The organism is Leptospira saintgironsiae (assembly GCF_002811765.1).
Classification (GTDB): domain Bacteria; phylum Spirochaetota; class Leptospiria; order Leptospirales; family Leptospiraceae; genus Leptospira_B; species Leptospira_B saintgironsiae.
Genome location: NZ_NPDR01000011.1, coordinates 57468 through 80323 on the forward strand (window position 1 = coordinate 57468; position 22856 = coordinate 80323).

General features: G+C 39.0%; 24 protein-coding genes. 7 read left to right on the forward strand and 17 right to left on the reverse strand.

All coding sequences use genetic code 11. The annotated features are described in order from the left end of the window. The first annotated feature begins 100 nt into the window (after window positions 1-100). Complete coding sequence (locus CH362_RS17660) at window positions 101-1306, forward strand: acyltransferase family protein (RefSeq protein ID WP_100711635.1); 1206 nt, start codon at window positions 101-103, stop codon at window positions 1304-1306. A gap of 21 nt (window positions 1307-1327) precedes the next feature. On the opposite strand, the gene CH362_RS17665 is transcribed toward CH362_RS17660, so the two are convergent. Continuing rightward, window positions 1328-1852, reverse strand: a complete 525-nt coding sequence (locus tag CH362_RS17665; protein WP_100711636.1) for a Pycsar system effector family protein — start codon at window positions 1850-1852, stop codon at window positions 1328-1330. Window positions 1853-2104: 252 nt separating this feature from the next. On the opposite strand from CH362_RS17665, the gene CH362_RS17670 reads away from it, so the two are divergent. Next, the gene (locus CH362_RS17670) at window positions 2105-2293 is read left to right on the forward strand and encodes a cupin domain-containing protein (RefSeq protein ID WP_100711637.1); all 189 of its coding nucleotides are present in this window, start codon (window positions 2105-2107) and stop codon (window positions 2291-2293) included. A 93-nt stretch (window positions 2294-2386) separates the two neighbouring features. On the opposite strand, the gene CH362_RS17675 is transcribed toward CH362_RS17670, so the two are convergent. Then, complete coding sequence (locus CH362_RS17675) at window positions 2387-2965, reverse strand: hypothetical protein (RefSeq protein ID WP_125169736.1); 579 nt, start codon at window positions 2963-2965, stop codon at window positions 2387-2389. A gap of 106 nt (window positions 2966-3071) precedes the next feature. On the opposite strand from CH362_RS17675, the gene CH362_RS17680 reads away from it, so the two are divergent. Genes CH362_RS17680 through CH362_RS17690 form a run of 3 tightly spaced genes read left to right on the forward strand, consistent with a single transcriptional unit; the run spans window position 3072 to window position 6266 of the window. Next, window positions 3072-3719, forward strand: a complete 648-nt coding sequence (locus CH362_RS17680) for a hypothetical protein (protein WP_100711639.1) — start codon at window positions 3072-3074, stop codon at window positions 3717-3719. Next, window positions 3712-3972: a DUF8156 family protein gene (locus tag CH362_RS17685; RefSeq protein ID WP_100711640.1), complete on the forward strand. Its 261-nt coding sequence runs from the start codon at window positions 3712-3714 to the stop codon at window positions 3970-3972. Before CH362_RS17680 ends, CH362_RS17685 begins: the two co-directional genes overlap by 8 nt. Beyond that, complete coding sequence (locus CH362_RS17690) at window positions 3969-6266, forward strand: DNA polymerase domain-containing protein (RefSeq protein WP_100711641.1); 2298 nt, start codon at window positions 3969-3971, stop codon at window positions 6264-6266. The genes CH362_RS17685 and CH362_RS17690 overlap by 4 nt, the downstream gene beginning before the upstream one ends. A gap of 1 nt (window position 6267) precedes the next feature. Here CH362_RS17690 and CH362_RS17695 read toward each other — a convergent pair whose 3' ends face one another. Then, window positions 6268-7413, reverse strand: coding sequence for a DUF1577 domain-containing protein (locus CH362_RS17695; protein ID WP_100711642.1), 1146 nt, complete (start codon window positions 7411-7413; stop codon window positions 6268-6270). A gap of 263 nt (window positions 7414-7676) precedes the next feature. Between CH362_RS17695 and CH362_RS17700 the strand changes: the two genes are divergently transcribed. Continuing rightward, window positions 7677-7976 (forward strand): hypothetical protein, encoded by a 300-nt coding sequence (locus CH362_RS17700; protein WP_100711643.1) that lies wholly within the window; start codon window positions 7677-7679, stop codon window positions 7974-7976. A gap of 40 nt (window positions 7977-8016) precedes the next feature. Here CH362_RS17700 and CH362_RS17705 read toward each other — a convergent pair whose 3' ends face one another. The 9 genes from CH362_RS17705 to CH362_RS17745 all read right to left on the reverse strand — a co-directional run bounded on the left by CH362_RS17705 (window position 8017) and on the right by CH362_RS17745 (window position 17305). Then, window positions 8017-8829: an Lp29 family lipoprotein gene (locus CH362_RS17705; protein ID WP_100711644.1), complete on the reverse strand. Its 813-nt coding sequence runs from the start codon at window positions 8827-8829 to the stop codon at window positions 8017-8019. Between the two features lie 68 nt (window positions 8830-8897). Continuing rightward, window positions 8898-9311: a hypothetical protein gene (locus tag CH362_RS17710; protein ID WP_100711645.1), complete on the reverse strand. Its 414-nt coding sequence runs from the start codon at window positions 9309-9311 to the stop codon at window positions 8898-8900. 97 nt (window positions 9312-9408) lie between these two features. Next, a complete protein-coding gene (locus CH362_RS17715; RefSeq protein ID WP_100711646.1) occupies window positions 9409-9933 on the reverse strand; it encodes an Lsa16 family lipoprotein adhesin in 525 nt (174 codons plus the stop codon). A gap of 11 nt (window positions 9934-9944) precedes the next feature. Then, window positions 9945-11168: a hypothetical protein gene (locus CH362_RS17720; RefSeq protein ID WP_100711647.1), complete on the reverse strand. Its 1224-nt coding sequence runs from the start codon at window positions 11166-11168 to the stop codon at window positions 9945-9947. Continuing rightward, window positions 11168-11761, reverse strand: a complete 594-nt coding sequence (locus CH362_RS17725) for a c-type cytochrome (protein WP_100711648.1) — start codon at window positions 11759-11761, stop codon at window positions 11168-11170. Before CH362_RS17725 ends, CH362_RS17720 begins: the two co-directional genes overlap by 1 nt. Window positions 11762-11771: 10 nt before the next feature. Then, complete coding sequence (locus tag CH362_RS17730; RefSeq protein WP_100711649.1) at window positions 11772-12323, reverse strand: DUF3341 domain-containing protein; 552 nt, start codon at window positions 12321-12323, stop codon at window positions 11772-11774. Further along, window positions 12323-13690, reverse strand: a complete 1368-nt coding sequence (nrfD, locus tag CH362_RS17735; protein WP_100711670.1) for an NrfD/PsrC family molybdoenzyme membrane anchor subunit — start codon at window positions 13688-13690, stop codon at window positions 12323-12325. Before nrfD ends, CH362_RS17730 begins: the two co-directional genes overlap by 1 nt. A 26-nt stretch (window positions 13691-13716) precedes the next feature. After that, window positions 13717-16779, reverse strand: coding sequence for a TAT-variant-translocated molybdopterin oxidoreductase (locus tag CH362_RS17740; protein ID WP_100711650.1), 3063 nt, complete (start codon window positions 16777-16779; stop codon window positions 13717-13719). 19 nt (window positions 16780-16798) lie between these two features. Then, window positions 16799-17305, reverse strand: a complete 507-nt coding sequence (locus CH362_RS17745; protein ID WP_086448446.1) for a cytochrome c3 family protein — start codon at window positions 17303-17305, stop codon at window positions 16799-16801. A 312-nt stretch (window positions 17306-17617) separates the two neighbouring features. Here CH362_RS17745 and CH362_RS17750 point away from each other — a divergent pair, with 312 nt between their 5' ends. Beyond that, window positions 17618-18466, forward strand: coding sequence for an endonuclease/exonuclease/phosphatase family protein (locus CH362_RS17750; protein WP_244280637.1), 849 nt, complete (start codon window positions 17618-17620; stop codon window positions 18464-18466). Window positions 18467-18494: 28 nt separating this feature from the next. Here CH362_RS17750 and CH362_RS17755 read toward each other — a convergent pair whose 3' ends face one another. The 5 genes from CH362_RS17755 to CH362_RS17775 all read right to left on the reverse strand — a co-directional run bounded on the left by CH362_RS17755 (window position 18495) and on the right by CH362_RS17775 (window position 22789). Next, the gene (locus tag CH362_RS17755) at window positions 18495-19202 is read right to left on the reverse strand and encodes an SCO family protein (protein ID WP_100711671.1); all 708 of its coding nucleotides are present in this window, start codon (window positions 19200-19202) and stop codon (window positions 18495-18497) included. Beyond that, the gene (locus CH362_RS17760; protein WP_100711652.1) at window positions 19180-19731 is read right to left on the reverse strand and encodes a toxin-antitoxin system YwqK family antitoxin; all 552 of its coding nucleotides are present in this window, start codon (window positions 19729-19731) and stop codon (window positions 19180-19182) included. The genes CH362_RS17755 and CH362_RS17760 overlap by 23 nt, the downstream gene beginning before the upstream one ends. Window positions 19732-19743: 12 nt before the next feature. Then, entirely contained in the window at window positions 19744-20628 is an 885-nt protein-coding gene (locus CH362_RS17765; RefSeq protein WP_100711653.1) for a YHYH protein, read from the reverse strand. 92 nt (window positions 20629-20720) lie between these two features. Continuing rightward, entirely contained in the window at window positions 20721-21926 is a 1206-nt protein-coding gene (locus CH362_RS17770; RefSeq protein ID WP_244280638.1) for a helix-turn-helix domain-containing protein, read from the reverse strand. Then, complete coding sequence (locus CH362_RS17775) at window positions 21887-22789, reverse strand: lysophospholipid acyltransferase family protein (protein ID WP_100711672.1); 903 nt, start codon at window positions 22787-22789, stop codon at window positions 21887-21889. The genes CH362_RS17770 and CH362_RS17775 overlap by 40 nt, the downstream gene beginning before the upstream one ends. Between the last annotated feature and the right edge of the window lie 67 nt (window positions 22790-22856).

Below are 22856 nucleotides of genomic sequence, written 5' to 3' on the forward strand. Positions count from 1 at the left end.
TCCTTAAAAGAATCCTGAAATCTGCTAGGAAAATAGTTTCCACAATACCAAATTACTTTTTCCTATGATTTTAGATTAAATCGATCCAAGGAAATCTCCGTTGAAATTTTTATTCTCCAAAAACGAATCAGAAATACCTGCATTAAACGGTCTTAGATCCATTTCTATATTCTTAGTGATCATTTTTCATTTTTGGCAAGGAGCTGAAAAATTCCATCTACTTAACTATCCAAGCCAGTTCATCTATCAATTTCTTTCCAGCTGCAGAAGTGGAGTGGATCTTTTCTTTATCCTGAGCGGCTTTTTGATCTATGGAGGTCTATTAAATGAGAACAAAAAATCAGGCACAATAGATCTAAAACTTTTTTATATAAAAAGAACCCTAAGAATTATGCCTGGGTATTATATTTTTTTATTGTTCTCATTATTTTACGCAAAAGCTCATCTGAATCTTTATAGCCATGTGCCCAATCCTACGGAAGAACAACTAGCTGTGATGAGCCGGCTTTCGAATGATATTGCTGGCTCCTGGACTGATGCCTTATACATCTCCAATTTTTTTTATCATAGATTATTTCAGCATGGCTGGTCTCTATCTGTCGAAGAACAATTTTATTTAGTAATTCCTAGCTTATGTTTACTTTTACTTTTCAAACTAAAAGATAATATTCGCAGGCTTGCCGTATTAGGAATATTTGCAATTCCATTTTTATTAAGAATTTCTTATGTACTATTCGGAATAGACGATAGATCAATTGGACTTCATACTGAAACTAGATTCGATACGATAGTAAGCGGAATGTTAATCGCAGAATTAGTATCCTGGAAACCTGAATTTTTCAAAATAGAAAATCGAAAAGTTTCTCTTTCCTACCTGATTGGTTTCATTTCCATAATTTTTCTAAGTTTAGGATTTCTTACAGATAGGACCGGAATTGGAGCGATATTAAATTTTACTTATTTCCATATTGGATATTCTGCTTTATTTATATTATGTTTATTTGAAAAAAGTTTAGCTAATCAATTCTTCAGCCTCTCTATTTTCAGGCCTTCCGCAAGGATAAGTTATACTATGTATTTATGGCATGGCCTAGGTATTCAAATCGCAACAGGGATTATGTTTGGAGGAAAAACAACTCCATATAGCTGGATAAATTTCCTTTTAGCGGAAAGTTTCACTATTTTAGTGTGTTTTCTAATTTGCATCCCTATCTTCTACATAACCGAAAGACCTTTCTTAGCTCTTAGAGATTATATAGTCAAAAGAATGAAAAAAAAGAAAAACGAGGCAATGGTCCCTAACTAAGGGACCTACCCTTAAAAAAGTTTATTGGATAATTCCTTTAATTTCCAGGAATATTAATATCATAGAAGAAGTAACACCCACTAAAAGGCAGCGATAACTCCATCTTAAATATCTATATTTTGTAAAGTAGAGAGATTTTCCCAACTGATATAGATCTCGAGTCAGAGCTTCATACAAAGAAGAATCTTCGGAAGCAATCCCTTCCATCTTAGTCATAAATTCTTTTTCGCTTAAAGGAGCGAAATGTCCGAAAAACAAAGGATTATCTTTGCCATTCTTCTTCTGTTTGAATGTAGGCATCACTGCAAGTATAGCCAAGCTTGCCGCAATTACAATAAATACCATCAGGGTCAGTAGACCTGTTCTGTAAGTAGGTCTCTGGACATAACCTAAGGAAAGCGAAAGTATTACAAAGGATGCAGCGATCAGAATATTCGCCTTTTGGTCGGCCATCTGGCTGAGTTGAGAATGATGTTGGTGAACGGTCCTAAAAAGATAATCTACCGCAGAGCGTGCGCGGACCGTTTTGAAATGATCTGATTCCATATACTTCCATGGATTTTGGGAAATTTTTTAAGACAAACATAAATTCTAAATTCGGCTTTTCAATTTTGGATCTTAACGCCGGTAATCTTGTTTGACCCGTTTAAACTGTGTCCAAGCCATCACTCCATATAGCATACATTATACATGTAATAGCAGACAAATTCTTTTCTTCCTAAACTTATACCGGAATACGGAAATCAAATCCCTTTCTTTAAAATATACAAAGAAGAGGAGTTTGAATCTTAGTAGAAGGTGAAAATCTATGTCCAATCAGGTAAATTACATGTGGTAATGGACGATGGAAGTGAAGATGAATTTGGTCCGAATGATATAATGTTACTTCCTCCCGGACATGATGCTTGGTCTGTGGGCGACGAGGCCTGTGTGTTCATAGAATTCTCCGCAGGTGGAGATATTTACGAACACAACCATGCACATTAAATTCTAAAAGTCTGATTCTGGCTGGGCCCACAACTCAGCCTTCGTATTAAATTATATTTTCATAATACAATAGAATACGAAGGAAATATTATTTTACGGAGTAGGATTAAAGGAAAATGAAAAATCATTTGTGGCATGGATTATCAAACAGCGAAAATTCCCTGCAGACGTTGGAAGTGTGGCGACTACATCATCTCCAGAATCTTCATCATATTTCACTGCTGCAATACTATCCCGGTAATTATTCAAATCCAATATTACATTTTGGTTCCCGACATATAATTCCCCTGGATCCCCTGAAAACGAGGGTTGCAAAGTCACTTCCATATTGGCAGAAGCCATCGGACCTGCAGTGAATCTAAAAAAATAGAATGGTTTTACAACAGAAGATCCATAGATCGGAGAACTAATATCAGAAAGCTCCGGGACGCTCGGCTGAGCGCATGAATTTGTAGGACCTACAAGCCATAATAATACTGGATCAACAGAATCAGAACCCCCATTAGAACAACGTAATATGGAAAATAAAGAAAATAGGATAACGCATATAGAAGTGAGATAACGATTCAGAAATGGCCTCTTTTGTTTGGTAAGAATATATAATCCATATCCAAAAGAATACAATTCCGGACAAACAGTAATCTGAAAAATGAAATATAATCGCTCTCTCATTTCTGTCTTATTTCCATGTTGGAATTCCGACATAATTCTATAAAAAAGATTCTTTCAGCATCTCAAATCACTTTACATTTTTTAACATATCATTTATATAGTATATATGTATTTAGGTCCCCTGGAGGGTTTCCAAGACCAGTTGTTTCGACCTGTTCTAGGCTGGAGCAGGGACAATGTCGGACTCTTAACAGGAAGACAGGGAATCTATAAATTGGCGCTTTTATGGCAATATGCATTTGCAGTATCCGGATTCCAAGTTTTCAATTTGGACTGCGCAATTCGTTTTGATGTATTCACGATTACAGAAGAGACCAGAAAAAGAAGAGTATCTCCCGAAGCTCTTTTAGAAAAGATATTAGTCCAAAGAGCATTCACTCCTTATCAAATCTTAGATTCCGTTCGAGAGATCTATTCTTCTGCAAAAGAAAATACGATCTATTTTATTTTGGCTCCCTGCAAACAATTCTTTGATGGAGATGTTCAGGACGACGAGGGCCTTTTCCTTTTAGAAAAATTAGTATTATTATTAGAACGTATGCGTGCGAAACAGATCCCGATCGTGCTTGTAGAATCGACAAAATACACTCATCCAACCTTTCAAAAAATTTTTCCAAAGTTAGTAGAGCTCTCTGAAGATCTTTGGGAATTGAATGTGGTAGAAGGTCATTCTTATCTAAAGATCAGAAAAGCGAAATCTATGCATGAGATCGGAACGGATCCGAATTCCAAACAGGAGTTTATTTATGGGTAGGACAGTTATTCCATATTCCAGACAGATGCAGTATATTGAATCCAGTCTTGGGCAATACAGAAGAGGACTTCGTAAACCAGACCAAGAAATTTTTGATGAATTGATCCGAACTGCAAAACTACAAGTGCAAGCAGGAGTGATGGCCTCTTCTCCTTATCCGATAGATATCATGCTTCTTACGATGATGATCGATCTAAAAAAAGAAATCCTCAGATTAAAAAAAGAAACGGAAACTCTTCGGAACCAAGAATGAACCTCCAAACTGCCAAGGGATATTTGTTCGACGTTTATCATGCGGAGGACATGGTATATCTTTGGCTAAAAAATGAAGAAGGTGAATCCCTTCTCTTCTTGGATAAATTTAATCCGATCATTTACGCAAGAGGAGAATCTGATCTACTTAAAAAATTAGTAAAACGTCTTTTCGAGTTAGATGCAATTGTTGATATTCCTGTTTACGAAAACAGAAATCTATTCTATGAAAATAAAACTGTCCCAGTATTAAAAATCATAATCACCAGACCTTCTATCCTACCTAAGATCAGCCGTAAATTATTCGCTCTATATGGAAAATTCGAGATCTATCATTCTGATCTGGATCTTCCTACTAGTTATATGTTCCAGAAAGGCCTATTTCCATTATGTAAAATGGAGATTGATTATACAGAGGATCCAGGAGCAAAAAGGATCGTAAATGTTAGAACCAAAGATTCTCCAAAGGAAATGGATTATGAGGTTCCCAAATTCAAGATCATGTATTTGGATCTTCAAAAAAGCCATAGGATCAATATAGAAAATAATCCTTTAATAGTTCGAACAGACACTGATTACCATGAACTATCTGGAACAAATCCCAGAAGATTATTAGAAAAACTAGATATACTTTTAAGAGAAGAAGATCCAGACATTCTTCTCACAAGATATGGAGATCAGGTCATTCTACCCTATCTATTTTACCAATCTCAAAGACATGGATTTTTACCTGCGTTAGACAGGGACAGGACTACTCCGATCCGAAGGAATATCAGCACAAAGGGAACCAGCTACTTTACTTATGGAAATATTGTATTTCGTGCACCTTCATATCCTTTATTTGGAAGATGGCATATAGATTCTAAAAACAGTTTCGTATATAAGGAAGCGGATCTAATGGGAGTCTTGGAACTCGCAAGACTCTCCAGACTTCCTATGCAGAAGATGGCAAGAGCATCCACAGGAAAGGCACTCACTTATATAGAAACTGACGTTGCATTAAGAAGAGGTTACTTAGTTCCTTGGCAAAAAAGCGCGGTAGAAGCCCCTAAAACAGCTCTCCAATTACTTGAGGCAGACAAAGGAGGTTTAGTTTTCCAACCAGATGTTAGCCATGGAAAAACAGCGGAGAATGTCGCACAATTGGATTTTGCTCAGATGTATCCCAGCATCATGGCAATGCATAATATTTCTCCTGAATGCGTGAACTGCCTATGCTGTGTAAACGACGATACAGTTCCAAAAGCTCCAGATATAGGATATCGTATATGCGATAAACGTAAAGGAGTCGTTTCAGAAGCTTTAGAACATGTGTTGGAAAGAAGGGCTTACTATAAACAACAATCCAAAATTGTATCCGGAAAACTCTTGGAAGACTACCAAGCAAAACAAGCTAGTTTAAAATGGATGTTAGTTACTTCTTTTGGATATTTGGGTTATAGAAATGCAAAATTCGGAAGATTAGAAAGCCACGAAAGTGTAAACGCATTCGGAAGACAAAAACTTCTAATCGCAAAAGAAACTGCGGAAGAATTCGGTTATGAATTCGTTCATGCAATCACTGACAGTATATTTATCAAACACGATGACTCTTCTCCACTAAGCGAATCCGAATTGGATTCTTTATGTTTAGAAATACAAAAGCGGACCGGCATTAAAATGGAAGTAGATGGAGTTTACACTTGGTTACTTTTTCCTCCTTCCAGCCAAGATTCCGAAATGCCTGTTGCAAATAGATACATGGGAAGATTCCAATCTGGAAAATTAAAGTGCAGAGGGATAGGAGCCAGAAGAAAGGACCTACCCAATTTTATCACAAGTGCTCAACATGAAATGTTGGAATGGATGAAAACCAAGGTCACTATCCAAGATCTAAAAAACTCTGAATCCGAAATTTTATCCATCTATCATAAATACGATTCTATCATCCGACAAAATCATATTCCCCCTGAAGATCTTCTACTTCTCAAATCCAGTTCCAAAGAATTGGAAGAATATGAAGTAATGGGAGCTACAGCACTTTCTATGATGAAACTTAAGGATTTTGGAATGGATGTGCAGGCAGGAGAAAAAATAAAATATCTAGTATTAAATCAAAAGTCAAAATCGAAAGACAGAAGATACATGCCGGAGGAAGAACTACAACTCCATCCGAACAAGATCAAAAGAACAAGTTTCGACAAAGAATATTATAGAAAAATGTTAGTTGGGGTTTTTAGAGAAGTTTGGGCAGAATTTGCATCCTTCAAGGATTTTGATTCTCTTATAGATCCTCAGGGAAGGTTCGATTTTTAGATTAAAGTGCACCCTTTTGCATCAATTCTAAATTTTTAATATATCTGTCTCTTTCTCCAGGATGATCTGATTTACTCTTAAATTCCAAACCTAAAATCAAATTTCCATCCTCGTCCTTTCCCCACCAACGGATCGCAGCAGACACAGTCAATGGAGCCTGCATTTTGAATAAAACATCTAATATAAAGCCCTCTTGTTTAGGCAAAGAATCAATAAGATTTGGATCATGTATCTTCACCTTAATTCCTCTGGGAGAAGCATCTAAGATCGTAAATTTTTCAGTAGTCTTTATAGTGTTCGATTCTTTGATCCGGCCCACAACTTCATCTGAAAGTCTTCCTAATTCAGCCAAATAATCTGGACTGAGTTTTTTATCCCTACTTTGTATCCAGATATAACCAATGGGAATCGGTTGATCAGAATGATTTTTGTAAATAATAGGACGAATAAGCTCAGAAACTATTTTTTGGTCCTTAAATTTTCGGATTATCGCTGCTATATCATCGTCAATATCTTTGGAATAATCCAAACGATCCGGTCCAGATTCAGAATAAGAATTAACGTTTTGTGTATCTTCCAACAACAAAGACTTACGAGAACGTTTTACAATCTCGAACTTTCTATCTAGTCCAGGTTTGAATGTCTCTATTACTATACTGTCTGCACTATTCTTTTTCAGGCGATTTTTATAATCTTCTAAATTTACCTTTATCAAAGTCGGAATATTGAACATATTCGCTTCGATCACTGTTTTTGGTGTAATTAGATTGGTAGCGACTGCTTTGCCGTTTAAAACAGGAACCCTAGCGCCTTCTCGATTCAATTTTGCAATAGCAAGCCTTTCTACTTTCAATAAGTAAAGGTCCTTCTCCGCCTTTTGAAGGAATTGACAGTCAATTTCTATATACTTAGCAAGGATCTTGAATAAGGAGACCTTCTTCTCTCCGGTTTCTCCCCAACCCTCTGGCATACGGATCAGGACTTTTTCATCCTCTTCTAAATACTTTTTGATAACAGCCTTTTGATCAAAAGGATAGATCTTGAGAGATAGTTCCTGGTCTAGAAGATACTTCAGAATGACGTGCTTTTTCTGGTCCTTGGAAACTATATAATCTAAGGCTCTGGAATTCTTTTCAAAATATTGCATAATCCGACTAGACTTCTTTTAATAAGCGAATTGATTCTTTTGAATTAACCGACTCACAATTTATTCTTGGAATGTCTTTCGTTTTCGATTTTTTTCGGGGAAAATCGACATCTTTTGGAAAAAATTTGTTACCGAATCTTATCCATTAGGGAACACGGGTCGACTAACGCATCCCTAGATTTAGGGAGTTCTTAAAATTAATCAGTTGACTAGTTTGAAATTTGGAAATAAATTATTAATTAGATTTTGGTTCTGGGAAATATATGAAAAAATTACTTATCATCCAACTTTTTCTTCTGATTCTCTCTGCACATTCTAAGTTAGGTCTTTCCGCAGACGGATGTTATATCTGTGGCTCAGGGTCTAGTTCGAATTGTCGGGACTATTGTAGTTATTCAGGTTCCGATACTTCTGAAAGCCGCAAAAAATGTGAGAAGTCAGGATGTAAGATCGGAGGAACAGCAAGTTGTCCTTCTGCTGTTAATTATAAAGTTTGTTCTGCTTCTATTTTCGATTCGACTCTCGATAAGAAAAATGCCCTCGCATCCCTTCTCGCTAAATAGCTTCTATTCCCGGGGACCATCCATCCCCGGGTACCTTTTCTTACTTTAAAGTATTTATATAATCACTTAAATCAGCGCTGACCTTAGGAGAATTTACTTCAAATACCATTGGAGGATTTGTTCCCAATGTAGGACTAAACATTCCAAGACAACTTAAACTTCCGATCCCACATTCTTTAGGATTCGGAGAGATCCATAATGCTCTCCAAACTGAATAACTATTGTCGTATTCTAATTCTTTAATCAAATTTAAGTTTTTATCATATACTAAAACTTTTGTATTTGCGGTATACGCCTCATAAGAAGGCAAGATCCCTAAAGTGGCTACACTGAACAAACTGGAGAATATGGTCACAAAGTTCAGGCCTACGTTCCTTGTTTTTTCAAAAACTGGATAATGTAATCCCACAATATAATAATCATAAGGGAGGTTTTTGAACGAATATGTATAATTCTCTCCTGTTTTCGAGATCTCTAAAAACTTTTCTAATTCCCTGATCCCTGTAGGACCTGTTACCTCTAAGAAAGATTTTACGAATTTAGAAACCTTCTCCGTAGCTAAATCTTTCCTAATTCCGTTCGGCTTATTCTCTCCAGGAATAGGAAAACTTCCTCCAATAGGTTCTTTGATCGTGCGAGAATATGGATCTGAAAGAGCTTCAAAATCAACTGTTCCATCTGGGTTTTTTAATTTAGTGGATTTAAAAGTGTTAAATCCTAAATAAGCGATCCTAAATTTTTTGGTAGGTTGTTTTGTAGGAGCTCCGACATCGCCGGTTTGTGTAAGGGAATATCTGGAAGCACAGGCGTTGGATAAAAATAAAAAGCAGATAGAAAGAACCAGTAAACGCATTTGGAAACCCTAAAGGAGTTTTTGGTAAGATTCCAGTAAAAAATTTACTTAGTTTAGGGATTAAATTCTCAAACTTCTTCTTTAAAAGGGATCAATACCAAAACCAAACAGCATAGAGCGATCACTAAAGTAACTGGAGTGAACACTAAAGTTTCATTGGAATTCAGAGAGAGTAGATTTCCTAAAGTATTCAAAGAAAAGACCGCGATCATGATCCAAATTGCGATCCGAACAACCCGCCTAGGAAGTGGAAGTTTGATATAATTGGAATCGAGTGCGATCACAATTAAAAAGAGTGAATTTAGAAGAATGGAAATAGATTCAAATAGGATCATCTGTTCCCAGGTTTCTAATCTTCCTCCCCATACAATGGAAAAAGGAACTGCACCTGATATGATGATCGTATGAAAAATGATGGAGCAGGAAAAAAATAGAAGCAATATAACTGCGGCGAACTTTCTGATCAGTATCTTTTTATTCATAAATTTCCCTTCTCATTTTGCAAAAAAAATCCCCCAACGAATATTTATTCGGAGGGGGCTTTGTGAATTTTGAAACGGATAAAAGAACGTTTTTCTTTTACTTTTTCAGCTCAGGTGCTAGATCCGCCAGAGGAACCTTATCTTTTGGAAGGTTTCTGTAGATATCATATTCGAACCCGTCCGCAGATCTTCCTTTTGAATCAGGTGCTGCATTAGGATCATTTTTATGATTATATCTGTCTCTGTCCTCTCTGTCTAAGAAAGGTTTATAATCGGAACGATATCCCCATTTGAAAACTGAATCGTCAGGATTCTGAGCGACTACCAAACAAGATGGATCCACCCATCCTTCGTTTTTCTCAGTTTTGATACGTACCAATTTTTTCGCGATGTAGTAATGATTTCTATAATCATAAACCTTTACTACAGTTCCAATAGGAAGGAATTCCACAGGAACAGGATTAGACTGGTCGTCAGAAAGAATTCCGACTTTAGGATCCAATTTACCTTTTTCTAATGTAGGGCAATTGATATTCCCTACAACTTGAGCGGTATTGGAGCAAGCTCCCAATGCGAGAGCTGCAATTCCGAGGATCGTAATATTTAATGCTAATTTTTTCATGATCCTTTTCCTTATTGGTGATGGTGTAAAGATTCTTCCAATCTCGGATCTCCCACCGGGATCAAAGGAGCTTTTTCCAATCTTTTAAGAACTACCAGACCGAATATTCCGATCACACCTACTACTGATCCCAAAGATACTATGTATCCACCGAAAGAGAAATCCACGAAATTAGCAGGATAAACCAGCCAGAAAATTTCAGTAGCTTGAGTGAAGATAACCCAAAGAGCAACTTTCACTAAGAAATCGATGTTTCTTTTGTTCGGGCGGTTTAACAAGAGCATGAAAGGAACTGCAAACTTAATTGCAGGCAATGCTAATGTAAGATATTCCCATCCGCCAGTTAGTCTTTGCTCGTAGAAGAAGGTTTCTTCCGGAATGGAAGCATACCAGATCAACATGAACTGAGAGAAACCAACATAAGCCCAGAATACTGTGAAACCGAGCAAGAATTTTCCTAAGTCGTGGATATGGTTTTCGTTTACCAGGTTTCCTAAAAATCCTTTTTTCTTCAAATAATACGCCATGATTATGAAAGAAGAAAGTCCTGCCTGATAAGCTCCTGCGAAGCAATAAACTCCGAACATAGTGGAGAACCAGTGTGGAGTAAGAGACATTACCAACATGATAGAAACTAAGGAGAAGGAAAGTGCGAAGAATATAATATATCCTCCGGCTAACTTCGCGCTAAACTGAGTATGTTTAACATCTTTGTCGCTATCTTGAGTAACGGATCTTTTATAGAAAAGATATCCGAATGTAGACCAAGCTGCTCCTAAAACAATCACCATCACGGAGAAAAATCCGATGTTTAAGAGTGGTTTTTTGTGTTTAAGAAGTTTATCAGCTTCTACCGCTTCTGCGTGAGTCCACTCATATAGATCATGAGCTCCCAAAATCAGAACAAGAAGAAGTACCGCTGCAACTGGAACAAATAGTCCGTATGTTTCGGAAATTCTACGAAGAGTTACCGGCCAATGAGCGCCAGTGATATGTGCCAAAGAGGTAAAGAAGATACCTGCAAGTGTAATTCCCAAAATGAAGAATACACCAACCAAGTATGCAGACCAAGCCGGGTTAGAATGTCCACCTTCATGACGAAGTTCAGGATGTCCAAGACCGAAAGCTGCAAGACCAATGCTTGCTAAACCTACTAGAATCATTCCGACCAGGGCGTTTCTGGTTTTGGAATCCAACTTGAAGTTGATTAAGTTTTGTTCTACTTTAACTTCCATTATTTACCAGCCGTTCTGTCGTATTCTTGTAATTTACGAACATATAATATGATTTTCCAACGATCCTCAGGAAGAACTTGAGAAGCATAACTTTTCATAGCTCCTTTTCCTTCGGTGATGATATGATAGATCTGTCCGTCGGAATAACCTTTAGCGCTTGCAGATGTAAGTGCAGCCATTGGGCTTCCGTCAGCCTGAGCCATATTCAAACGTGGAGCAGGACCTACTACAGTCCCGTTTCCTTGTCCTCTAACACCGTGGCAAGGGCTACAATACGTTTGGTATTTGATCTCCCCTTTTTGAAGAGTAGCAAGATCACCTTTGATAGGATTCGCAAGTCCCTTGTTTGGTAGAGCATCCAGAGATTGTGTCCAACCTGCATACTCGTAAGGGAAATATCCCTGAGGAACTGCTCCTACAGGAGGAAGACGTAAGGAAGTATTGTTCGGAAAATTAGAGTCCGCTTCCTGAGCCTCTCTTGCTGGAGAGTCAGCCATATCCGGCATGTACTCCATAGGAGGAGTCTTAGACTCGCAGTTCCAAAGTAGGATACCTGCGAGAGAAAGAGCAAAAATTCTTTGCAGTGAAATCATCAAAATTCTCCTATTTCACCGTCTCGACATGTTTAGAGCCGAGGCCTTTGATAAAGTCAGTCACTGAACCTTCTGAATAATTTGCAGAGTTGGAAGGGATCCAAAGCGCGAATTTGTCGGTAGTGATGTCCGGATGTAAAACCTTACGACCGGTTCTTGGAAGTTTAGCCAGGAAGAACAAAGCTGCAGCTGTGGAAAGTCCAGCCATGAACACTGTAAACTCGAATGTGATCGGAATATAAGCAAACCAAGCGTTGAAACTTTTTCCGGAGATATTGATCGGCCAATCGTATTTATGAGTTAAATACTGCATGGAGAAACCAACAGTGCATCCAAAAATTCCCATGAAGAAGGTTACCCAAGGAAGTCCGGAACGTGGAAGACCCATTGCGTCATCCAGTCCGTGAACAGGATACGGAGTAAAACAATCGAAGTTGGTATAACCCTTATCTTTTGTTTTTTGAGCCGCGTCTATGATCTGAGCAGGAGTATCGAATAATCCGAAAACTCCATGCTCTGTTTCTTCGAAAGTATGGAATTGTTCTTTCTTAGGAGTATACATTAATGATGACCTCCATCTTTATGAGGCATTACTGTTTTCACTTCCGCGATTGCGATTACTGGAAGTAATCTACAGAAGAGAAGGAACATAGTGAAGAAGATACCGAAGGTTCCGAGTAACATCATGAAGTCGTAAACTGTTGGAATGTATTTATCCCAGCTGGAAGGTAAGAAGTCCGCGTGTAATGTCATTACGATCACGAAACGTTCGAACCACATTCCGATGTTTACGATGATGGAAACGATGAACATCACAGGAATGCTGTTTCTAAGTTTTTTAGACCAGAATACCTGAGGAGCGAACACGTTACAGCTGAACATGATGAAGTATGCCCATCCGTAAGGTCCGAATGCTCTGTTTACGAAGGTAAATCCTTCGTATTCGTTTCCGGAATACCAGGCCATGAAGAACTCAGTGGAGTAAGCAAGACCCACGATCAAACCTGTAACCATGATCACTTTGTTCATGTTTTCCAAGTGTTTCATGGTGATATAATCTTTCAGTTGGAAGACTTCCCTTGCGATTACCATCAGAGTAACCACCATCGCGAATCCGGAGAAAATCGCACCGGCAACGAAGTAAGGAGGGAAGATCGTAGTGTGCCATCCAGGAACGATGGAAACCGCGAAGTCGAAGGATACGATCGTGTGCACCGAAAGAACCAGAGGTGTAGACAATGCAGCGAGGATCATCGCAACAGTCTCTAAGTGAGACCATGCTTTGTTAGATCCAACCCATCCGAAGGAAAGAATATCATAAACTTTTCTACGAAGAGGTGTAGTAGCCCTGTCTCTCACGGCCGCGATATCCGGGATCAAACCGATATACCAGAAAACAAGTGAGATACTCAAGTAAGTGGAAACCGCGAAAGTATCCCAGATCAGAGGAGATCTGAAGTTCACCCAAAGAGGTCCTCTTTCATTCGGATACGGGAATAACCAGAACCCCATCCAAGGACGTCCAATGTGGATGATCAAAGTAGATGCAGCAGTTAATACCGCGAAGATGGTCATCGCTTCTGCAGCACGGTTAATACCAGTTCTCCACTCTTGGCGGAACAGATAAAGAACCGCAGAGATCAGAGTTCCAGCGTGACCGATACCGATCCAGAATACGAAGTTTACGATGAAAAATCCCCAACCTACAGGATTGTTAATCCCGAGGATATAAAGACCTTCGTATACCAAGTATCCGATGATACCTAAATCGATTACGGTAATGGTAAGAGCCAGAAGGAAAGCCTTCCACCACAGAGAAGTGGGGAAAGCTTCGACCGGCTTTAGGATATCCTCGGTAACGTCACGGACGGACTTGCCGCCAGTGACTAAGGGTTGGATATCCAGGGCTTCTTTGATTGCGTTAGGTATAGACATAGCGCTTTAATTACTCCGGATTAAGCTCTTACCCTGGTCAGATATGCGACCTGGGGACCGACATTTAAATACTCGAGAACTCGGAAAGATCTAGGATCCGCACTGAGTTTGGAAACCTTAGAAGTTTTATCGTTGGTATTACCGAAGCTGATCGCATCTGCTGCACAGCTTTGCTCGCAAGCACAACGAACTTCTCCGTCTTTAAGAGTTCTGCCTTCGTTCTTGGCATGGATTTTAGCCTCTGCGATTTTGTGAGCGCAGAAGTTACATTTTTCCATAACCCCTCTACCACGAACCGTAACTTCAGGATTGAGTCCGAGATATCTCGGAGTTCTGGATCCTTTTTCGGCTCCGGTATCGTTATACCAGTGTTGAGCCCAGTTATAACGGCGAACTTTGTAAGGACAGTTGTTAGAGCAGTAACGAGTTCCAACGCAACGGTTATAAACCATGTCGTTGATCCCTTCAGAACTATGAACAGTTGCCATAACTGGACAAACAGTCTCACAAGGAGCGTTATCGCACTGTTGGCACATCATAGGTTGGTGAGCGATCTGTAGATCTTCCGGTTTTTCAGGATCACCGATATAGTAACGGTCAATACGAAGCCAATGCATCTCGCGACCCACTCTAACTTCGTCTCTTCCTACTACCGGAATATTGTTCTCTACTTGGCAAGCGATGACGCAAGAACCGCAACCGGTACAAGCAGTCAAATCGATAGCCATACCCCATTTATAACCAGGGTATTCATGCACCGGATTTGCTCCGGTCGCGTAGACCATCTTACCGTCTTTTTTGATTTTAGGAATTTCGGATTCTTTAACTCCGGAAGCTGGATTCTTTTTCCATTCTTCCAAAGAAGTAGATTGAACCAAAGGACGATCTTCGTATCCGAAACCTGGAGATAAAACGTGGTGATGCTGGGTACAAGCAAGCTTGTAGGTTTTTCCAGTCTTCTCTAGAGATATTACAGAAATTCCGGAGAACACTCCGTCTTCTGCCAGAACGTATGCGTTCTTACCTACTTCGTTACCTACTTTACCAGCTGCAGTTCTACCGTAACCAACCGCAATCCCGATCGTATCCTTATGCACTCCAGGTTGAACCTGAGCAGGAAGTTCGATAGAACCTTTGGTAGTTTTAACGGAAACTACATCGTTGGATTGGATCCCTTTCTCTTTTGCTAACGCAGGAGAAATAACAACGTAGTTGTCCCAAGTAACCTTGGTAACAGGATCCGGAAGTTCTTGTAATAGAGAGTTATTGGCTGCTCTACCATCTCCGATGGAGCTTGTCTCATAAAGAGCTAAACGGATTCCAGCTGGATAACCTGCAGGCTTTTTCAGGGCTGCTTTGTTGAAGCCGCGAGTAGCACTTGCAGTTTTTCTGCGGTCCTTAGCTTTTACAGTAGTTCCAACTCTGAGAAGATCTTCCCATTTTTGTTTGGAACCAAGTTTTTTGGTCCAAGAGTTCTTTACGAATTCGTAAAATGATTTTTCTCCACCAAGAGATCCACCTGCGAAAGCGATCAAACTGTCCTCGAAAGAACGAGTGTTGAATAAAGGACGGATCGCAGGTTGTTGGATAGAGAATATTCCCTTAGTTCCTTCTGAATCTCCCCAAGACTCTAAGAAATGAGTAGTGGAAGCCAGATAGTTAGAAGCAAGTGCAGTCTCATCTGCTCTGTCTGCAAGACTTACAGTCAATGCAGCTCTATGAAGAAGGTCCTTCCAAGAATCACCAGCTTGGTAAACCAAGTTAGTATCGTAGAGGAATAGAACTCCTACTTTAGTTTGTTTTAATGCTTCAGTAAGTTTGTTTAAATTACCTGAATAATCAGCTAAACCTTCTTTTTTAGGAGAAGCGTAATCAACAGTCTTACCGTCGTTGTCTAAGGTAGAGTTTAAGAAGTTCACAATGATCTGAAGATCAACAGCTTCTTTGGTAGAAGCAGAAAGACCACCCGCAACAACGAGAGATCTACCTTTGTTTGCCCAAAGAGCTTTTGCTGTTTTACGGATACCTTCTGCACTAACTCCAAGATCTCCCGCGAGGCTTTCTACAGTAGAAGCTCCGGTAACATCTTTGGTGTTTGCCCCTAATTCGCCAAGACCTGCAGCAATTGCAAGAGCCAGTTTGGTCTGGTCGCCAGGACGAATAGGAAGTCTAAGATCTGCGTTAGATCCAGACATAGTAGGAATGGATTCAGCAGCGATGAAGTAATTAAGATCTTTTGCTCCATCTCTTAGGTTTCTGCGTTTAGCAAAATCCTTTTGGTGTTCTTCAGGAGACAACCATCCACCCATAAAATCGCAATCGATGGACAGAATAGTGTTCGCCAATTCGAAATTATAGTTAGGAACAAGTGCCTTTCCATAAGAAGCAGCCTGAGCTTTGGAGATCGCATCTTCTGGAGAAGTGATAGATATCTCTAAATGTTGTCCCCCACCTACTGCTTTTAAGAAGTCAGCGATGATCGCCTTGGTGGAAGGAGAATCAAGAGGTCTTGTTACAATTACAGTGTTACCTTTGTTCTTAGAAAGAGCTTCCTGAACTTTGGAATCCAAAGCGGCCCATTGGATATTCTCCACTTTTCCGCCGGAAACTGCCGCAGGACCTTGTGCTCTATCTGGATCATATAGATCAAAAATAGCAGCTTGTCCGGAAGCGCCAAGAGCACCTTGAGATACAGGGTGATCTTCGTTTCCTTCTAATTTTAGAGGACGGCCATCTTTAGATCTTACTAAGTAACCGGTTCCGTTGAATGCGGTAGCGTAGTAGTATGCTTGTCCGTGTTTTACGAAATCGAAAGTACCTTCGTCAGTTTTCAGATCCACATAAGGAACGATTTTTTCGACAGGCTTGCGTACACAATTTAAGGAAGTCATTGCGACTCCCGCACCCATCAATTTAAGGAAGGTCTTACGATCAAATTCCCCTGACTTAATCCTTGCGATGACTGGATCCGGAGAAGTGAAAAATTCAGAGCGCGCTAGATCCTTCGTTTCTTTTTCGTTATCTTTCAGTTCGAGGGAGAGCCAGTGAGCTTTCTTTTCTTTCTGGAAATTCTTTTTATCCATCTGTTATGCTATCTCCTGATTATCTGTGACAGGTGGAACAGTCGGTAGGAGCGTTATTCTCCCGGTGGCAGTTGATACAGTATCCCATGTTAAGGGATGCTACCTGCTTGACCTTGACCATTTCAGCTACATTGCCGTGGCATTGCGAACAATCCACGCCTCTTGAGATATGGCGAGAGTGATTGAACTGAACATGATCCGGAAGGTCATGGATTTTCACCCACTCGATCGGTTTCTTGTTCGTGTAACTTTCGCTCAAAAATTTTATATCTGGGCTGTTCTTTGCAACAAGCGAGTGACAGTTCATACAAGTTGAAGTATTAGGAACCGTTGCGTGCGCGCTTGTTTCTACACCAGTGTGACAATAACGACAATCTATCTTATTATCACCTGCGTGAATCTTGTGGTTAAAAGGTATAGGCTGATCCGGAGAGTAGCCTACATATTTGGAGGGAGAAAAAATCAGGTAAGCCACTGCTGCAATAGCAATAAGCGGAACCGAAAGTTTCAAAGCTTTCTTATTCATTCGTGAGAAGTCCCGTGGGTTCCAAAATAAGGTTTGGGAACAAGGATTTTGGCTTCGGTTAAAATTGCAAGTAAACGCGTAAAAACGCGATTGGTTTGGCGATTTCTTGCATTTTTATATGAGACTTAGTATCAATTAAATGGATACTATTTTTACTTAATAAGGTCTATTTTAGAAGATAAAAGATCTCGAATACAAAACTAAGTTTATGATAGATATGATCAGAACGATCGTTCTTAACGATAATAAAATTCCTGGCTTTTACTTTCTCATATCATTAAAATATGAATTCAAAAATCTAATTTGGAAAGAATGATGCACCGCGCACTGATCTTATTTCTGGGAATTCCCTTCGCTTTCCTAATAACAATCTCCACTATCGCGAAAGGCCAGACAAAAAAACTTAAAGTAACAAGCTTCAATTCATACTTTTTATATGATGAGATAGGAGACTCACATAAATTCCCTAAAGATAGAAAACATAGAACAGAAGAAGATTTTAATAAGATCAAAAAGATAATTCTCTCAAATCATCCAGACATAATTGGATTCCAAGAAATAGAAAATGAAACCGCACTTCATCATATTACAATAAATGAATATGAATGCACAGCTACAGTTACTCCAGGTTACTCTCAAGAATTAGGGCTTTGTTGGAAGAAGGAACTGGGCAAACCGGTTATTAGTGAATTGGAACAACTTTCTATTCGTCCAGGCCTCAGAAAAGGGTTACTCGCAGAATTCACGATCGATGGCAAAAAAATTTCGGTTGTAGTAGTTCATTTAAAAGCGGGCCATTCTCCAAAAGATAAGAAGGAAAGAAAGGAGCAGATACTTGCACTTAAGGATATCCTACCCTCTTTAGGTAAATTTGTTCTATTAGGAGATTTTAATGAGGTTTTGGAAAGAAGAGTAGATCTTTTGAAAATCCTGCAGAGAAATCTAAAACTTAAGGTAGCGAATTATAAACAAAGATCAGACTGCTGGCAACATACTGATGGTTTTATAGATTATCTGATCACGAATATGGATTGGCAGCAAGGAAGTTTTGTCCAAACCAAGTTTGAATCTGATGATGGTAATTTCGATGGGAATCCAAGCGCAGAAAAAGGTCTTTCCGATCATTGCCCAGTGAGTGCGGAACTGTTGCTGGATAGATAGGGATCTCAAAACCTTCTCAGTAGCAGAATCAAAGTTCCCTTTTCAAAACTTCTATATCTGAATTCAATTCTTGTATAGAAGACTTCATCTTTCCGTTATAAATTCCACGCAATCTAAGCTGAGGATCTAAAAGATATACATGGTCCGAGTGAAGAAAATCATTTTCTGTTAACTTCTTCTTAGCGTCCTCTTTTGGGATGGCTGTGTCCGCATTAAATGAATCTCTTGCCAAAGCATAAATTTCTTTTTGGTTTCCAGTCAGAAGTTTCCATTTTTCGTAGCGGATCTTTCGTTTAGTTCCGTATTCTTTTAGGACATGAGGAGAATCCAGATCAGGCGTAGCGGAAAAGGACAAAATTTGAATAGTTGAATCTGATTCGAATTCCTTCTGTACCAAACTTAAATTGTTTGTGATTGTGGGACAGATCCCTGCACATTTAGTAAAGAAGAAGGAAACCACAGTAATTTTTCCCTTACAGGAACCTTCGGAGACATTTTGATTCTCCTGATCCTTCATTATAAATTTGGAAATCTCTCTTGGCTTAGAAGTTTCTTTATTTTCCCAGACGGGCTGTAGATCTTTTCCAAAATACAGAGGAAGTTTGTCCTTTTGAGGAATGGAGAAGTCCGTAATCTCTTCTGAATATTCTTCTTTTGGATCTTTAGCACAAGCAGCGAAAAGAGAAATGATAACTAAGCTGCAGAATAAAATTTTAGAATAAGATCGTATTTCCATCTTCATTTCCTCGGATTTGGCTGCATAATTTTCCGCCAGTCATTCCGTAAGCTCTTCCCTGGTAGATCACAAAGTTCATGTAGATCTGTCCGTTCTCTCTCCACATCTTTTTCCCGATCACTTTTCCATGATCGAATTTGGCATATGAATATAATGAACCTGAGTTTCTCCATTCCCATTGAGGACCGTGAAACTGACCTTCTGAGTATTCATTATGAAAACGTTTTTTACCATCAGGGAACCAGCCAAGATGAGTTCCGATCTTTTTCCCTGCAGAAAATTCTCTTTCTGCTAAAACTTGGCCGTTAGAATGTACATCTTTTTCAATCCCATCCGGCAAACCATTCTTATAGGAAGTCACACGGACGATTCTCAATTCTTCTGCTTTTGATTCCAAAAGTCCGTAAAACTTTTCTCCTCTATAAAAAACAATCCTTCCATTTCGAGTGATAGAAGGATCAGTGCTTGCGACCCGGGCAGGATCGCAAGCGATTAGAAGAAAACAAATCGAGAGTAAATAGAACTTCAATCTGACCTCTGATTAGTCTACGGAACCTGGAGTTCCCTTGAAGTAACTTCCAATAATATATCCGTTCAAACCTGTATTGTTCTCTACGTGATAGCAGTATGTTGCATCTACAAATTCGGTAGTAGTACAAGAAGTTGTATGAGTGGTAGAATCCAATGTAGGATAAGAACCAGATTGGTTTTTCTTTCCATAAATTGGGAAACCATCCAGCATGATGCCTACCAAATTATCATCATCATTTGTGATTTTATAGGGTTCCGTATGATAATGATATTTTCCAGTATTCTGTGGGTGGCCTTGAGAAGGATCCATTGTGTAATATTCAGTTGCAAAAGAATCTCCAGGAGCTGCCTGGTTATTGAAGATTACGACTCCCAATGTTGTAATTCCAACAGAATCAGTTCCTGCATTGGACTGAGTACAATCAGTGACAGTTGGGGTAGTCGGGATCGTCATAGTAATATTCTGAGAAATAATGGTATTTGGATTCGTATGGAAGCCGCCCGCACTGTCTATCGCCTCGTTATAGCCAGAAGCCACTGAATAATAAGAACTTTTATGTGGAGGTTTATCGTTGGTTGTGATCACATAATTGGAACCAGAGACCGTCACTGTAACACAATGAAAATTGGTTTTCATCCAGCATGGCGCCTCCGCAGCGATACTAGTAACGCAGGTAGGACCTCCAAAACCCAGATCATCCGTTGCATCATTCACTGCCCCAGGACAGGAAGAATTGTCCGTAAGAGTTGTAGGCATTGTAGTGGTAGATGTAGGCGTACATTGAGAAGCGGATAATAAAACCGCAGCGGAAGAAAGATCAGTTCCTCCGGAGCTATCGCAGTTCCAAACAAAAGCCGTAACAGCAATCAATAGAATAGATCGTAAACGAAGCATAATTACTCCAAACTTATTAGTTTAGAATAATTTACGAAATCTTTTGGATGAATTCGACCGCCCCAATCGGCTCGAACCATATTTTTAAGAATTTAGGCAGAACCTACTTTGGAAATTTCTTCCAGATACTGGGTTGGTGTCTTTCCTGTGACTTTTTTAAAGGAAGTATTAAAAGTTGATTTGGAATTGAACCCATACTCAAGGGCTAATCTCAAAAAATTAGCACGTTCTTCTGAAATATTTTCCAAAGCAGAGATGATATCTTTGATCCTATACTCATTTACAAAATTATAGAAATTTGTTTCCAACGTTTCGCTTAATATTTGTGTTATATAGAACCTAGGAATATCCGTATTTTCGGAAAGTAGATCGATAGAAAACTCTGAATCTTTATATGGTTTTTCAGATTCCATATAATTTCGGATCTTAGAAAGATATTCAGGGATCATATCTTCTCTCAGTCCAGACTTTTCATATTTTTTACGATCTTCTTCTATATCCTCTACTTCTTTTGAAGTTTTTTCCTTAAATGCATGCAACTCTCTATGAGTATAAACTACAGTTTGCCTAACACCAAACCAACAAAAGAACACAGAAAATACCAGAACTGCGGCTCCTCTGATTAACCTAGGTTCGTAAGCCTCAGGAGGAAGATCCGTTAACAGTAAACCTTCTAATAAAAAATGAACTCCTGTGGATATTACAAATAGTATGAGACTCCAATACATCCATCGTAAATCCTTAATACTGTCTATATTAGAAAAATGATTTACCATATTTTTCCTATGTCTGTTTAAAAGTAGAAATACCCAAACAGAATACACAAGCATAGAAGTGACGAGCAGCCCGCCATTAGGATGAAATCCTCTACTTGGTCTATGCCAATCATGAGGATAAAACTCTTCTTCCGGAGGTTGAAAGAAGAATAATCTGGCTAAAAGTATACATTGTAAGATTAAAAAAGGAACAAAATGAAGAAGGTCCGTTTTTATGAAACTTCTGCCTTCTGTTGTTAGATTTTGAATATAAAGTAATAATAATGGACCATAGGTATAAGGAAAGAGGATAGAAAAATCTAAAAATTCAGGGCCCCAGTCAAATCTATGGACAAGCAAATGTCCAAGATGAGGAGCCGAAAGAAAGATTATGAATACAGAATAAATAGAATCAAAAGAATATCTAGGTCTTTTGGTAAAGATCAGAAATGCTGAAAAAACGCAGATCGTAAATGAGATAATCGGGATCGCAGGAACCATGACTAAATTTGACCCGGAAAATCCCCCGGTTTGGTTCTCCATCTTCTATGTACCCAAAAATATTGTTCAGGATACAACTTCACTTCTTCTTCTAATGCTTTAGTCCAAACTTCAGTGTAATGGCGGATTGCAGCTTCTCTATCAGAGAACGCAGACTTATCTACAAAGCCAAGGTCCTTGACTCGGACCATAACCTTTCCACCTTCTCCGCATAAAACTGAATATAATAACATTTTTGCGCCAGTCAGATACGCCATCAACGCAGGACCTTGGTATGTAGAAGCTTTTCGATTGAAGAAGTCCACAAAGATCCCGACCTTACCTGCATTCTGGTCAGAACCAAATCCTACCCAATATCCTTGTTTTAACATTTTAGTAACTTGGCTAGATTCTTCTGTGGAAACTAATTTGATCCCATTCTTACTTCTTAATTTATGAATGAGTCTATTCACATAAGGGTTTCGGACTTTTTTATAGATCCCTCCTCCCTTCATTCTGATTCCCATGAATTGTACAAGAATTTCCCAGGTACCAAAATGCCCCGAGATCAGAACAACTCCTACTCCATCTTGGATCGTTTTTTGTTCGATAGCCAAAGACTCTGCATCATAAACAAGATACTTATCCATCCATTTACGACTTAAACGAGGAGCAAATAAGGTACCTGCGAGAAGATCACCTATATGAAGAAAACTTTTCCATACGAGTTCCTTCTTCTTTTCTTCCGAATAATCAGGAAACGCATATGAAATATTATCGTAAGCGATCTTACGATGTTTTTTAGCGATTGGATAAAGAAGACGTACCAAAAATCTTCCGTAAACTAAACAGGCTCGATAAGGAAGAATTCTAAACGGTAGATAAAATAAGTATAAAAAGATATAGGGAATAATATAGCGAACCAAGGTAGATCCAATTCTTGTTTTTCGAACATAAGGACTCGGTCCTTGTTCTTTGACAAGCAAAAAGACC

What these genes read in the sequence shown, in the direction of transcription:
- CH362_RS17665 (WP_100711636.1), bottom strand. Translation starts at nt 1,852, where the DNA reads ATGGAATCAGATCATTTCAAAACGGTCCGCGCACGCTCTGCGGTAGAT.
- CH362_RS17675 (WP_125169736.1), bottom strand. Translation starts at nt 2,965, where the DNA reads ATGAGAGAGCGATTATATTTCATTTTTCAGATTACTGTTTGTCCGGAA.
- CH362_RS17680 (WP_100711639.1), top strand. Translation starts at nt 3,072, where the DNA reads ATGTATTTAGGTCCCCTGGAGGGTTTCCAAGACCAGTTGTTTCGACCT.
- CH362_RS17685 (WP_100711640.1), top strand. Translation starts at nt 3,712, where the DNA reads ATGGGTAGGACAGTTATTCCATATTCCAGACAGATGCAGTATATTGAA.
- CH362_RS17690 (WP_100711641.1), top strand. Translation starts at nt 3,969, where the DNA reads ATGAACCTCCAAACTGCCAAGGGATATTTGTTCGACGTTTATCATGCG.
- CH362_RS17695 (WP_100711642.1), bottom strand. Translation starts at nt 7,413, where the DNA reads ATGCAATATTTTGAAAAGAATTCCAGAGCCTTAGATTATATAGTTTCC.
- CH362_RS17700 (WP_100711643.1), top strand. Translation starts at nt 7,677, where the DNA reads ATGAAAAAATTACTTATCATCCAACTTTTTCTTCTGATTCTCTCTGCA.
- CH362_RS17705 (WP_100711644.1), bottom strand. Translation starts at nt 8,829, where the DNA reads ATGCGTTTACTGGTTCTTTCTATCTGCTTTTTATTTTTATCCAACGCC.
- CH362_RS17710 (WP_100711645.1), bottom strand. Translation starts at nt 9,311, where the DNA reads ATGAATAAAAAGATACTGATCAGAAAGTTCGCCGCAGTTATATTGCTT.
- CH362_RS17715 (WP_100711646.1), bottom strand. Translation starts at nt 9,933, where the DNA reads ATGAAAAAATTAGCATTAAATATTACGATCCTCGGAATTGCAGCTCTC.
- CH362_RS17720 (WP_100711647.1), bottom strand. Translation starts at nt 11,168, where the DNA reads ATGGAAGTTAAAGTAGAACAAAACTTAATCAACTTCAAGTTGGATTCC.
- CH362_RS17725 (WP_100711648.1), bottom strand. Translation starts at nt 11,761, where the DNA reads ATGATTTCACTGCAAAGAATTTTTGCTCTTTCTCTCGCAGGTATCCTA.
- CH362_RS17730 (WP_100711649.1), bottom strand. Translation starts at nt 12,323, where the DNA reads ATGTATACTCCTAAGAAAGAACAATTCCATACTTTCGAAGAAACAGAG.
- CH362_RS17740 (WP_100711650.1), bottom strand. Translation starts at nt 16,779, where the DNA reads ATGGATAAAAAGAATTTCCAGAAAGAAAAGAAAGCTCACTGGCTCTCC.
- CH362_RS17745 (WP_086448446.1), bottom strand. Translation starts at nt 17,305, where the DNA reads ATGAATAAGAAAGCTTTGAAACTTTCGGTTCCGCTTATTGCTATTGCA.
- CH362_RS17750 (WP_244280637.1), top strand. Translation starts at nt 17,618, where the DNA reads ATGATGCACCGCGCACTGATCTTATTTCTGGGAATTCCCTTCGCTTTC.
- CH362_RS17755 (WP_100711671.1), bottom strand. Translation starts at nt 19,202, where the DNA reads ATGGAAATACGATCTTATTCTAAAATTTTATTCTGCAGCTTAGTTATC.
- CH362_RS17765 (WP_100711653.1), bottom strand. Translation starts at nt 20,628, where the DNA reads ATGCTTCGTTTACGATCTATTCTATTGATTGCTGTTACGGCTTTTGTT.
- CH362_RS17770 (WP_244280638.1), bottom strand. Translation starts at nt 21,926, where the DNA reads ATGGAGAACCAAACCGGGGGATTTTCCGGGTCAAATTTAGTCATGGTT.